Raw genomic sequence first — 11,384 nt, 5'->3', positions numbered from 1 at the left:
TATTCTCTCGGCGGAATATGTGCTGATGGGGGCGGGATGGACGACAAGCTGCGGCAGCTCGACGATGGCCGGTACGAGCTGCGGTTCGAGCGCTGGCTCGCGCACGCGCAATCGAAGGTGTGGCGGGCGATCACCGATCCGGCGCAGCTGCGGGCGTGGTTCGTGGAGATCCTCGACTACGACCGCAGCCGCCTGGACTTCGCCGCCGGCGCCAACCTGGCATTCGTGCCGGAGGAGGGGCACGATCTGCCTCCGGGGAAGGGGCGGACCACCCGGTTCGATCCGCCGAACCTGCTGGAGTACACGTGGGACGCGGAGGTCCTGCGCTGGGAGCTGGCGGCAGACGGCCCGGACGGCTGCCGGTTGATCTTCACCAACATCGTCGCCGGCCACGACTTCGCCATCGCGGTCGAACCGGGTTGGCGGGCAGGCCTGGACCAGTTGGCCGAGTTCTTGGGCACGAACGCTTGATCGGCGCGAACGCTTGACGGGCGCGAACGCTTGATAGGCGCGAACGCTTGACGGGCGGGGATCGCCATATGCCCATAGGTGAACCCACGCATAAACGTGCCCAGCGTCGACGGCGCCCGGATCCCGTAGAACAACCGTGGGCGTGAGGTGAACGGACTGTGGACTCCGGTAGATGGCTCGAACGGTCCGTTCGCTCCGCACACCCCACGTAAGCTTCGGCGCAATGGCGTGAGGCGAACGGACTGTCGACTCCGGTAGACGGCACGAACGGTCCGTTCACCTCGTCCTGCGGGGCATCAGCGTTGGGCCCGCAGATAGTGGGCCTAGTAGCCCTGCCAGATGCCGTACCGGGCGGCGACGTCGTTGAACTCCGCTTCGCTGATTGGTTTCCCGTAGGTCTTGGCGGCGGCTCGCAGGGCTTCGCGGACGGGGGGGACGATCAGCAGGAAGGTCGCCGACCACGGGCCGACGCGGGGCAGTTCCAGCAGGCGGTCGCGGTCCTTGTCGTAGTCGCCGGTGCGCAGGAATGTCTCGTCGAGCTGGGCTCAGCGGTGCAGCGCGCCGTGCAGGAAGCGGGTTTTGCGTTCGTTGCCGACCAGTTCCAGCAGCTGTTCGGGCCCCAGCGCGAGTAGCTGGTCGAGTTCGGGGAACGCCCACAGATCGTCGCCGTCCAGCACGACCAGGTTGCCGCATGTGGTCACGATGGCTTGCTTCGCCTTGCGGGCCACCGGCATCCGCGTGCGCTGGGACAAGACCGCCCAGCAAAGCATTTCCACGGGCGAGGCGAACTTGACCTTGGGGTAGCCGTGCAGCCGGGCGACGACCGGCCGGAACGCCAGGTCGGCGGCGGCGATCCGGTAGAACTCGGCCAGGTCGTCGTCGAGACCGAGGCGGCAGCTCAACCGGTCGCGGATCGCGGCCAGCGCGGGCTCGTCGAGCGGGCCGGCCGAGGTCAGCTCGCAGCGCAATCCACCTTCCTCGGCGGTCAGCCGGGCACCAGCGAGCGCGCCTGCCTCGCGGACGGCGAGGGTGAGCGCGCCGTCGGAGGTGCGGTGCTCGCCGGCCTTCGGCGGGGAAGCCCCGGATGTACGCCAGGGCCGCGCCGAAGTCGAAAGGCTGCGCGGCGGCAGGGATGTCGAAGCGCGGACCGGGCTCATGGTCATCCTTCCGGTTGGACGAGGCTGGTCAGCAGCGCCAGCAGGTTCTCGCGGGGGACGCGGTCGAAGAACTCCGCGTCGACCGCGTGCACGGCGGGCAGCGCGCGTCGCACCGCAGCGTGGCCGGCGTCGGTCAGGGCGATCCGCTTCGCCCGGGTGTCGCCCGGGTCCGCGACCCGCTCCACCAGGCCCTCCTCTCGACCGCGCGCAGCACCTGACTGGTGGTCATCGGATCGGTGCCGGAGTGGTCGGCGACTCGGCGCTCGGTGGGCCGTTCTTCCTGGTTCGCCAGCCACCACGCCGACGCCAGCTCCACGAACTGCGCGCGGGTCAGGGCGTGCTCGCGGAGCGCGGCGGTGATCTTGCGCTGCCAGGCGGGGGTCGCGCGCCACCGGAGGTACCCGGGGCTGTCGGCTGGGCCTTTCCGGGGCAACCACAAGCGTGCAGATTATCTGCGCACTTGTCGTCTGCCGAGGGTGTCTGCGATGGGGATTGACTTCCAGTTAGGTCGAAGTTTCAAGCTGTCGTCGGCAGCTCAGGCAGTCTTGAAGGGGTACGGGTATGCAGACTTCGGTGGACCGCTCGGTGTTCGACGCCGCCTACGAGGAGAACACCGCTCCTTGGGTGATCGGCGAGCCGCAGCCGGCGATCGTCGAGCTGGAGAAGGCCGGCGGCATCAGCGGCGCCGTGCTCGACCCCGGCTGCGGTGCCGGTGAGCACACGATCCTGCTGACCGAGCTGGGCTACGACGTGCAGGGGGTGGACTTCTCGGCCCCGGCGATCGAGAAGGCCCGGGCCAACGCCGCCGACCAGCGCGTCGACGCCCGCTTCGACGTCGCTGATGCGCTGCAGCTGACCGGAGGGCCGTACGACACGGTGGTGGACAGCGCGCTGTTCCACGTGTTCGGGCCGGAAGATCGCGAGAAGTACGTGCGCAGCCTGCACGGCGTGTGCCGACCCGGGGCGACCGTATACGTCTTGGCGCTGGCCGATGTCGAACCCGGTTTCGGGCCGCGCATCCCCGAAGCCGTGCTCCGCGACGCCTTCGCCGGTGAGGGGTGGCGCCTGGAGGAGATCCGGCTGACCACCTACCGGGGCGTCGCGCGGGGTGAGCGGGCAGCGGTGTTCGAGGCCGAGGACGGCGCGCACGTCGACGTGCCGGCCTGGCTGGCCACCGCCACCCGCATCTGACGTCCACATCGGACCAACTGGGGATGTGGTCCCGGCCGTGCGCGGCTGGCACACTGGGTGGATGACCGAGGATTCTGCGTGCGCGGTGGCGCACGGTGAAGTTCCGGACCCAGCTACTGGTGGCCGCGCGCTGGTGGCGGTTTTTTCCTGCTGCGCTACGGCCGGGACCTCGGCTTCCGGACGTTGCTGGTCGAGCCGGACGCCGAGCGCGCGGCCGGGCTCGACGCGGTTTCGGCGGTGCCGGATCTGGGGGCCGACGCGGACGTGGTGGTCACCGACCACCACCGCCCGGAACTTGGTCCGGTGCTGCGGGACGTGTTGAAGCGCGACGTCCGCTGGGTGGGCATCATGGGCAACCCGCGCCACGTCGGCCCGCACGTGGCCGCGCTCCGGGAGCTCGGCGTCCCGGATGCCGAGATCGGGCGGGTGTGCCGGCCGATCGGCCTGAACATCGGTTCCCGCACTCCACCGGAGATCGCCATCGCGACCCTCGCGGGTCTGCTGGCCGACCGCAACGGCAAGCCCGGCGGCTTCGCCTTCTGAACGACTCTCGCTTTCCCTGGGTGACGTGATCATGCTCCGGGGGCACCCGCCGGGGCGCGGCCCGGCGCGGAGTGTTCCGGAACTGGTCGGGAGGGCGCGTTGGTGAGCGGTATCGCGTCTCGGTAACTGTCGCCGATGTCCTTTTTGGAGCGCGCGGCGGACGGTGTTCGCCGATCGCCCGGCGGTGGTCGACGGCGCGCAGCGCTACACCTACGCGGAGTTCTGGGGTCACGCCCAGCAGCTCGCCGGAATGCTTGCCGCGCAAGGAGTTCGGCCAGGTGACCCCTTCACTCTCCTGTCGCCCAACACGGACGTGCTGCTGGAGGCGCACTACGGGGTGCCGTTGGCCGGCGCGGTGCCGGTCGCGCCGAACATCCGCTTGGCCGCGCCGGAGATCGGGTTCATCCTCGAACACAGCGGCGCGAAACTGGCCATTGTGGACACCGAATTCCGGAACCTGCTCGACGAGGCGTCGAACCCGGAACACAACACCGGACAGCCGAGGAAACGCGTCCTACCCGTTGCAGCGGGAGCAGATGGCCGGACTCCAGCAACGATCAGCGACGACCGGGTGTGAGGAGGCGCGCGACGACCCTGTACGCCGGTGGCACCTCATCGCCACCGGCACCGTGCTGGGCTTCGTCGTCGGCGAAGCCCAGGTGCTGATCCTCGAACACCTCGCCTCGTAGCGGATCACTCCTCGGCGAGGGTGTCGATCACGGCCTGCCCGTACTTGGCGAGCTTCTGCTCGCCCACGCCGCTGATGCCGGCCAGCTCGTCCAGCGTGGACGGTTGCGACGTGGCGATCTGCCGGAGCGTGGAGTCGTGGAAGATGATGAACGGTGCCTTGTTCTCCTCGCGGGCGGTTGCGGCCCGCCAGGCACGCAACCGCTGGAAGACCGGCTCCGCCTCCGGTGGCATGTCCTGCGGGGCCTGCTTGGGAGCCTTGGACTTGGCGGCCGGGGCGGCGACGCGCTTGGGTTCGGTGCGCAGCATGACCTTGCGCGGGTCGTCCCGGCGCAGCACCTCGCCGCTGGATTCGGTGAGCACCAGCGTGCCGTAGTCGCCTTCCACCGACAGCAGGCGCTGGGCCAGCAGCTGGCGGATCACGCCGCGCCACTCGTTTTCGCTCAGGTCGCCGCCGACGCCGAACACGCTCAGCGAGTCGTGCCGGAACTGCTCGATCTTGGCGGTCTTCTTGCCGCGCAGGATGTCGATGATCTGGCCGGCACCGAACTTCTGGTTGCGTTCGCGGTCCAGGCGAACCACGGCCGACAGCAGCTTCTGCGCCGCGACCGTCCCGTCCCACGACTCCGGCGGAGCCAAGCACGTGTCGCAGTTGCGGCAGACCGCTGGAGAGTCCTGCCCGAAGTACGCGAGCAGCTGCGTGCGGCGGCATTCGACGGTCTCGCACAGGGCAAGCATCGCGTCCAGGTGTCGCGACACAGTCCGGCGGTGTGCGTCGTCGCCCTCGGAGAGCTCGATCAGCTTTCGCTGCTGCACCACGTCTTGGAGGCCGTAGGCCATCCAGGCGGTCGAGGGCAGCCCGTCGCGGCCTGCGCGGCCGGTCTCCTGGTAGTAGCCCTCGACCGACTTGGGCAGGTCGAGGTGCGCGACGAAGCGCACGTCGGGCTTGTCGATGCCCATGCCGAAGGCGATGGTGGCGACCATGACCAGGCCGTCCTCGCGCAGGAACCGGGCCTGGTGGGCGGCGCGGACCTCCTTGTCCAGGCCCGCGTGGTAGGGCAGCGCGTTTATCCCGTTGGCGACCAGGAACTCCGCGGTCCGCTCCACCTCGGCGCGGGAGAGCCGGTAGACGATGCCCGCCTCGCTGGCGTGCTCGGTGCGCAGCAGTTGCAGCAGCTGCTTCTTCGGGTCGTTCTTCGGCACGATCCGGTACTGGATGTTCGGCCGGTCGAAGTCGGCGACGAAGTGCCGGGCCCCGGTCAGCTCCAGGCGGGTGGCGATCTCCTTGCGGGTCGCCTGGGTGGCGGTGGCGGTCAGCGCGATGCGGGGGATCGACGGCCAGCGCTCGTGCAGCACCGAAAGCGCCAGGTAGTCGGGCCGGAAGTCGTGGCCCCACTGCGCGACGCAGTGGGCTTCGTCGATGGCGAACACCGAAACCTCGCCGCGGTCGAGCAGGTCCAGCGTCGAGTCCAGCCGCAGGCGCTCCGGAGCCAGGTAGAGCAGGTCGAGGTCGCCGGAGACGAACGCGTCCTCGGTCTGCCGGCGCTGTTGGTAGTTCTGGGTGGAGTTGAGGAAGCCGGCCCGCACGCCGAGCTCGTTGAGTGCGTCGACCTGGTCCTGCATCAGTGCGATCAGCGGCGAGACGACGACGCCGACACCGGGGCGCACCAGCGACGGGATCTGGTAGCACAGCGACTTGCCACCGCCGGTGGGCATCAGCACGAGAGCATCGCCACCACCGATCACGTGATCCACGATCTCCTGCTGGGAGCCGCGGAAGGAGTCGTAGCCGAACACCCGTTGCAGAACCTGCTGGGCGTCAGTCACCTCAAGATCGGGGGAAGCCACGGCGCGCATTTTAGAACCTGTCTCCGACTTCGTCTTGCGTGGCGGTGCGTGGCGGAACCTCAGACGCCGTCTGGTCTCCAGGATCCCCGATTTGTGCATGTCCAATACGCGGCATCGGGGACTGGCTTCGCCAAGAGCCCCGACGGAGTGGGCACAGTCTGAGAACCAGCGGGTTTGAGTTGCCTGGGTGGGCTAAGCGGCTGCGCCGCTTCAAAGACGAAGCCAAGCAGGTTGTAGCAGCACCCCGGACTGGAATGGGGCTCCGGTGGACCCGACATGCGGCGGTGTGTCGGTGCGAGCGATGGGACTTGGTGTGACGTGCGTCCCGTCGGGGCGGTAGGGCACGCACCGGGGAATAACTCGCAGGACAGAATCGTTCGTGGAAGTAGTTGAATTTCGTACTAAAAGGGCGGGATCTGGCCAGCGAGGGAGTTCACATGCAGTTCGGGATCTTCACGGTCGGTGACGTCACAATCGACCCGACCAACGGCCGCACGCCCTCCGAGGCCGAGCGAATCAAGGCCCTGGTGCGGATCGCGCTCAAGGCGGAGGAGATCGGGCTCGATGTCTTCGCCACCGGCGAACACCACAACCCGCCCTTCGTGCCGTCCTCGCCGACGACCATGCTCGGCTACGTCGCGGCCCGCACCGAGCGGCTGATCCTGTCCACCTCGACCACGCTGATCACCACGAACGACCCGGTCAAGATCGCCGAGGACTTCGCGATGCTGCAGCACCTGGCCGACGGCCGGGTCGACCTGATGATGGGCCGCGGCAACATCGGGCCGGTGTACCCGTGGTTCGGCCAGGACATCCGCCAGGGCATCCCGCTGGCCATCGAGAACTACCACCTGCTGCACCGGTTGTGGCGGGAAGACGTGGTCGACTGGGAGGGCAAGTTCCGCACCCCGCTGCAGTCGTTCACCTCGACCCCGCGGCCGCTGGACGGCGTGCCGCCGTTCGTCTGGCACGGCTCGATCCGCAGCCCGGAGATCGCCGAGCAGGCCGCCTACTACGGCGACGGCTTCTTCCACAACAACATCTTCTGGCCCCAGGAGCACACCCAGCGGATGGTCGAGCTGTACCGGCGGCGGTTCGAGCACTACGGGCATGGCTCGGCGGACCAGGCGATCGTCGGCCTCGGCGGCCAGGTGTTCATGCGCAAGAACTCCCAGGACGCGGTCCGCGAGTTCCGGCCGTACTTCGACCACGCGCCGGTGTACGGCGGCGGGCCGTCGCTGGAGGAGTTCACCGAGCAGACGCCGCTGACGGTGGGCAGCCCGCAGGAGGTCATCGACCGGACGCTGGGCTTCCGCGAGTACGTCGGCGACTACCAGCGCCAGCTGTTCCTGATGGATCATGCGGGGCTGCCGCTGAAGACCGTCCTGGAACAGCTCGACCTGCTTGGTGACGAGGTCGTTCCGGTGCTGCGCAAGGAATTCGAGTCGATGCGGCCCGCGCACGTGCCGGACGCCCCGACGCACGCGTCGCTGCTGGCCGCGAAGGAAGCGAAGAAGGCGAAGGCAGCGAAATGAGCGAACGGAACCTGGTCGTGCTCTCGGCGGGCCTGAGCCAGCCGTCGTCGACGCGGCTGCTGGCCGACCGGCTGGCCGCGGCGACCGGCCGTGCGCTGGCCGGCCCGCCGCAGATCGAGGTCGTGGAGTTGCGCGACCACGCCAAGGACGTGGCGAACAACCTGGTCACCGGCTTCCCCGGCGGTGAGCTGCGGAAGGTGCTCGACCAGGTGGCCGCGGCCGACGGGCTGATCGCGGTGACGCCGATCTTCCAGGCGTCCTACAGCGGGCTGTTCAAGTCGTTCTTCGACGTGGTGGACAACGAATCGCTGGTCGGCAAGCCGGTGCTGATCGGCGCCACCGGCGGGTCGTCGCGCCACTCGCTGGCGCTGGAGCACGCGATGCGCCCGATGTTCAGCTACCTGCGGGCGGTGGTCGTGCCGACGGCCGTGTACGCGGCGTCGGAGGACTGGGGTTCATCGGGCGACGGCGCGGCCCTGGCCGACCGGATCGACCGGGCGGCGAGTGAGTTCGCGGCCCTCGTCGACCGCCGCCCGGCCCCGCCCCGGCCCGATGCCTTCGACGAACCGATCCCCTTCGAGCAACTCCTGTCCCAGACCCAGAACTGAATCCGCACGCAGCCCGCGTAGCGGCGCGCTCGCCCATCCCGCCGCCTCGGCTGCTCGGTTTCCCGAAACCAGAACTGATCTCCCTTCACACTTCACCCGAACGTGGGGTGCGGGCGGAATGCTCGTCTGTGGTGCCCTTTTTGCGTGCGCCGCCGGATAACGTGGCGAGCATGAGTGAGCGGATTCCGGGGGCCGAGCGGGCGGGGTTGGCCGGCGATGTCGCGAGGTTGCGCGGCGAGGGCGTCGAGATGGTCGAGATGTCCTTTGTGGACAACGCCGGGAACGTCCGGGTCAAGGCGGTTCCGCTGGACCGGTTGGTCGCCGCGGCGCGGTACGGCGTCGGGGCCTCGCCGTGCTTCGAGACTTTCACCTTCGACGACGCGATGGTGCGGGGCCGCTACCTCGGCGGACCGGACGGCGACCTGCGGCTGATGCCCGACCTCGACCGGCTGGTGCGGTTGGCGGCGCTACCGGGCTGGGCATGGGCACCTGCCGACAAGTTCGGTCAGGACGGGCAGCCGTTCGTCGCCTGCCAGCGGGCGTTCGCGGCTCGCCAGGTGCGGGCCGCCGCGGATGCCGGACTGACCGCCCTCGCCGCCTTCGAGCACGAATGGGCGCTGGGCGCACCCGACGCGGAGGAGTTCGTCCCGGCCTTCACCGGGCCCGGCTACGGCCAGGTGCGCCTGGAGGCGACGGCCGACTACGCGCTCGAACTGGTCGCCGCGCTGCGCGAGCAGGGGCTTGACGTGCAGCAATTCCACCCCGAATACGCGCTCGGCCAGCTCGAATTGTCCGTGGCAGCCAAGGATCCGCTCGGTGCCGCCGACGACGCCCTGCTTGTGCGGCACACCGTGCGCGCGGTCTCGCGCCGCCACGGCTGGCGCGCGAGTTTCGCGCCCTGCCTGGTGCCCGGCGGGGCGGGCTCCGGCGCACATCTGCACCTGTCCGTGCACGGTGCGGACGGCAACCTGCTCGCGGACGGCCCGGGGCGCTACGGCCTGCGGCCTCCCGGGGAGGCGTTCCTGGCCGGTGTGCTGCGGGAACTCCCCGCGCTACAGGCGATCGGCGGCGGCAACCCGGCGAGCTTCCTGCGGCTGGAGCCGTCCCGCTGGGCCGGGGTGTGGCAGGTGTGGGGCAGGGAGACGCGGGAGGCGGCGCTGCGGCTGATCACCGGCACGACCGGCACCGAGCAGTGGGCCGCGAACGCCGAGGTGAAGTGCTTCGACGCCACCGCGAATCCGTACCTGGTCGTCGGCGCGGTGCTGGCGGCGGGGCTCGCGGGCGTGCGCGAGGAACTGCGGCTGCCCGCGGAGATCACCGGCGACCCGGCGGCCCTGTCCGACGACGAACGCGCTGCGGCGGCAATCAACCGGCTGCCCACGAACGCGGCGGAAGCGGCCGATGCGCTGGAGGAGTCTGCGGTGCTGGCGGACGCTCTGGGCAAGGAACTGCACGACGCGATGCTCACGGTTCGCCGAGCCGAGGCGGAGCGATTCGCCGACACCTCGCCTGCGGAGCTCGCCGCGCTGACCCGCTGGCGTTGGTGATCGGTGGTGTGTGGGCCGGGTCGGGGGCATGATCATTTTTCTTGATCGTTGTCAGCGGGTGATTTCGAGGTTGGTCAGCACGAGCAGGGCTCGTAGTAGGCGGGTGGCGTTGTGGGTGTGCATGCGTAGGCGGGTGAGGATGCGCCAGTTTTGACGTCGGCGAGCGAGCCCAGTTCATGGGTGCGGAGTTTCGTGGTTGAGCTTGCGGTGGAAAACCGTTGCCGGAAGGTGGTTTCGCCGATGATCTCCGGTGGAGTGCTGTCCGCCATGCGGCGCTCACGTCGGCCGAACGCGGTGCGCAAGTATGCTCGCTGTGCTGGGCGAACAGGGGAGGCGGCGATGGCTGAGGTGAGCAATCCACCTGCTCGCAACACGCGCCCCCGCAACCGCCGGGCGCTGATCACCGCGGCTGCCGCAGACCTGTTCTACCGGCTCGGCTACGCGCGGGTCGGGATGAGCGACATCGCCGAGGCAGTCGGGGTTGGGTCGTCGGCGCTGTACCGGCACTTCGCGGGCAAGCAGCAGTTGCTCACCCGGGTGGTGCTCGACGAGCTCCACCCGTTCAGCTCGATCGCCGCGCAGGTGGCCGACCGGGACCTCGACGAGGTGGTCGCGCAGCTCGCCGCCGCCGCGCTGGACCACCGCCAGCTGGGCGTGCTGTGGCAGCGCGAAGCCCGGCACCTGCCGGAGGATCAGCGCGACGTGCTGCGTGAAGAGCTGCGCGGCGTCGCCAGCGGGCTAGCCGAGGTGGCGCGCGCCTTCCGGCCCGAGCTGACCGGGGAGGACGCCCGGTTCCGCGCGTGGTGCATGTTCAGCGTCCTGACCAGCCCTTCCTACCACCAGGTGGACCTGCCCCGGCGCGAGTTCGAGCAGCTGCTGCGGGCCACGGTGGTCGTCATCGGGACGCAGCCGCCACAGCGGTTCGCCGACCACCGCGCGGCCTACTCCGACCAGCGGTCCGCCCTGTTCGCCGGGCGCGCCTCCCGGCGTCGGCTGCTGCTGTCCGCGGCGATGCGGCTGTTCTCCGACGCCGGCTACACCGAGGTGACGACCGAGGACGTCGGCGCGGCGGCCGGCATCGCCGGGCCCAGCCTGTACAACTACTTCGCCAGCAAGCAGGAACTGCTCGGCACCGTGATCACCCGCGGCAACGCGTGGCTGGAGGTCGAGCTCGAACGGATCCTGGCCAACACCCCGGCCGCCGACGACGCGCTGCGCGAGCTGCTGCGCTCCTACATCACGTTCGCCTTCGACCACGGCCGGTTCATCGACATCCTGGTCAGCGAGGTCAACCACCTGCCGGACGCGGAGCGGCACCGGGCGCGGCAGACCCAGCACGCCTACGTCGCCGAGTGGGTCGGGCTGCTGTGCGAGGCGCGGCCGGAGCTCGACCCGGTGCGTTCCCGGATCCTGGTGCAGGCGGCTTTGACGGCGGCCAACGACATGGCTCGCACCGGCTCGGTGCGCGACGTCGATGCGCTGTCGCGGATCGGGTCGGCGCTGATGCTGGACACCCCGGCCTCGGCCGTGTGATCGACCACCGTTGCCCTAGCCTGCTACCAGCTATTCACTTAAGCCTCAATCTCTGCAGCAGGCAGGTTTGTGTGGATCGGGGATGGGCTAGGGGTTGCTCACTTCGAGATTGACTTCGAAGGGCGGGCCGAACTACGCTCCGCGAAGAGTTGGTCTGCTCCCGCGTGCGCACCCAGCGCTAGAATGACCAGTTGGCCTCGTGCGCCGCGTGATGACCGCGTCCGAGCCTGGAACGCCGCGGGTGGGCGGCCGACACTGGAGCTG

Annotated in this window: 12 protein-coding genes; 9 read left to right on the top strand and 3 right to left on the bottom strand. The window is 69.6% G+C overall.

Annotation, left to right across the window (positions count from 1 at the left end):
- The first annotated feature begins 36 nt into the window (after positions 1-36).
- Positions 37-471, top strand: coding sequence for an SRPBCC domain-containing protein (locus tag SSPN_RS56835; RefSeq protein ID WP_010696988.1), 435 nt, complete (start codon positions 37-39; stop codon positions 469-471).
- 545 nt (positions 472-1,016) lie between these two features.
- On the opposite strand, the gene SSPN_RS44475 is transcribed toward SSPN_RS56835, so the two are convergent.
- On the bottom strand, positions 1,017-1,628 hold the full coding sequence (locus SSPN_RS44475; RefSeq protein WP_010696986.1) for a DNA glycosylase family protein: 612 nt from the start codon (positions 1,626-1,628) through the stop codon (positions 1,017-1,019).
- 2 nt (positions 1,629-1,630) lie between these two features.
- Positions 1,631-1,813 (bottom strand): helix-turn-helix domain-containing protein, encoded by a 183-nt coding sequence (locus tag SSPN_RS59965; RefSeq protein WP_010696984.1) that lies wholly within the window; start codon positions 1,811-1,813, stop codon positions 1,631-1,633.
- A 376-nt stretch (positions 1,814-2,189) separates the two neighbouring features.
- On the opposite strand from SSPN_RS59965, the gene SSPN_RS0118530 reads away from it, so the two are divergent.
- From SSPN_RS0118530 to SSPN_RS56830, 4 genes are all read left to right on the top strand, one after another.
- On the top strand, positions 2,190-2,819 hold the full coding sequence (locus tag SSPN_RS0118530) for a class I SAM-dependent methyltransferase (protein ID WP_010696981.1): 630 nt from the start codon (positions 2,190-2,192) through the stop codon (positions 2,817-2,819).
- 183 nt (positions 2,820-3,002) lie between these two features.
- The gene (locus SSPN_RS44465) at positions 3,003-3,362 is read left to right on the top strand and encodes an XdhC family protein (RefSeq protein ID WP_010696979.1); all 360 of its coding nucleotides are present in this window, start codon (positions 3,003-3,005) and stop codon (positions 3,360-3,362) included.
- 163 nt (positions 3,363-3,525) lie between these two features.
- Positions 3,526-3,939: an AMP-binding protein gene (locus SSPN_RS0118520; RefSeq protein WP_010696977.1), complete on the top strand. Its 414-nt coding sequence runs from the start codon at positions 3,526-3,528 to the stop codon at positions 3,937-3,939.
- Positions 3,899-4,051 carry a hypothetical protein gene (locus tag SSPN_RS56830; RefSeq protein ID WP_158309588.1) on the top strand — a complete coding sequence of 51 codons (153 nt, stop codon included), beginning with the start codon at positions 3,899-3,901 and terminating at the stop codon, positions 4,049-4,051. The genes SSPN_RS0118520 and SSPN_RS56830 overlap by 41 nt, the downstream gene beginning before the upstream one ends.
- A gap of 4 nt (positions 4,052-4,055) precedes the next feature.
- Here SSPN_RS56830 and recQ read toward each other — a convergent pair whose 3' ends face one another.
- The gene (gene recQ / locus SSPN_RS0118510; RefSeq protein ID WP_010696973.1) at positions 4,056-5,906 is read right to left on the bottom strand and encodes a DNA helicase RecQ; all 1,851 of its coding nucleotides are present in this window, start codon (positions 5,904-5,906) and stop codon (positions 4,056-4,058) included.
- Between the two features lie 428 nt (positions 5,907-6,334).
- On the opposite strand from recQ, the gene SSPN_RS0118505 reads away from it, so the two are divergent.
- The 4 genes from SSPN_RS0118505 to SSPN_RS0118490 all read left to right on the top strand — a co-directional run bounded on the left by SSPN_RS0118505 (position 6,335) and on the right by SSPN_RS0118490 (position 11,120).
- Positions 6,335-7,432 (top strand): LLM class flavin-dependent oxidoreductase, encoded by a 1,098-nt coding sequence (locus SSPN_RS0118505; protein ID WP_010696971.1) that lies wholly within the window; start codon positions 6,335-6,337, stop codon positions 7,430-7,432.
- Entirely contained in the window at positions 7,429-8,040 is a 612-nt protein-coding gene (locus tag SSPN_RS0118500) for an FMN reductase (RefSeq protein WP_010696969.1), read from the top strand. Before SSPN_RS0118505 ends, SSPN_RS0118500 begins: the two co-directional genes overlap by 4 nt.
- A 170-nt stretch (positions 8,041-8,210) precedes the next feature.
- Positions 8,211-9,587, top strand: a complete 1,377-nt coding sequence (locus tag SSPN_RS0118495) for a type I glutamate--ammonia ligase (protein ID WP_010696967.1) — start codon at positions 8,211-8,213, stop codon at positions 9,585-9,587.
- A gap of 339 nt (positions 9,588-9,926) precedes the next feature.
- Positions 9,927-11,120 carry a TetR/AcrR family transcriptional regulator gene (locus tag SSPN_RS0118490; protein WP_010696965.1) on the top strand — a complete coding sequence of 398 codons (1,194 nt, stop codon included), beginning with the start codon at positions 9,927-9,929 and terminating at the stop codon, positions 11,118-11,120.
- Positions 11,121-11,384 lie beyond the last annotated feature (264 nt).

It is taken from the genome of Saccharopolyspora spinosa NRRL 18395, from assembly GCF_000194155.1.
Taxonomy (GTDB): domain Bacteria; phylum Actinomycetota; class Actinomycetes; order Mycobacteriales; family Pseudonocardiaceae; genus Saccharopolyspora; species Saccharopolyspora spinosa.
This window is presented reverse-complemented; position numbering and strand designations above follow the sequence as displayed.

Bases quoted from the DNA above. Each gene is read 5' to 3' on its own strand.
- SSPN_RS56835 (WP_010696988.1), top strand. From the start codon at position 37: ATGGACGACAAGCTGCGGCAGCTCGACGATGGCCGGTACGAGCTGCGG.
- SSPN_RS44475 (WP_010696986.1), bottom strand. From the start codon at position 1,628: ATGAGCCCGGTCCGCGCTTCGACATCCCTGCCGCCGCGCAGCCTTTCG.
- SSPN_RS0118530 (WP_010696981.1), top strand. From the start codon at position 2,190: ATGCAGACTTCGGTGGACCGCTCGGTGTTCGACGCCGCCTACGAGGAG.
- SSPN_RS56830 (WP_158309588.1), top strand. From the start codon at position 3,899: ATGGCCGGACTCCAGCAACGATCAGCGACGACCGGGTGTGAGGAGGCG.
- recQ (WP_010696973.1), bottom strand. From the start codon at position 5,906: ATGCGCGCCGTGGCTTCCCCCGATCTTGAGGTGACTGACGCCCAGCAG.
- SSPN_RS0118505 (WP_010696971.1), top strand. From the start codon at position 6,335: ATGCAGTTCGGGATCTTCACGGTCGGTGACGTCACAATCGACCCGACC.
- SSPN_RS0118500 (WP_010696969.1), top strand. From the start codon at position 7,429: ATGAGCGAACGGAACCTGGTCGTGCTCTCGGCGGGCCTGAGCCAGCCG.
- SSPN_RS0118495 (WP_010696967.1), top strand. From the start codon at position 8,211: ATGAGTGAGCGGATTCCGGGGGCCGAGCGGGCGGGGTTGGCCGGCGAT.
- SSPN_RS0118490 (WP_010696965.1), top strand. From the start codon at position 9,927: ATGGCTGAGGTGAGCAATCCACCTGCTCGCAACACGCGCCCCCGCAAC.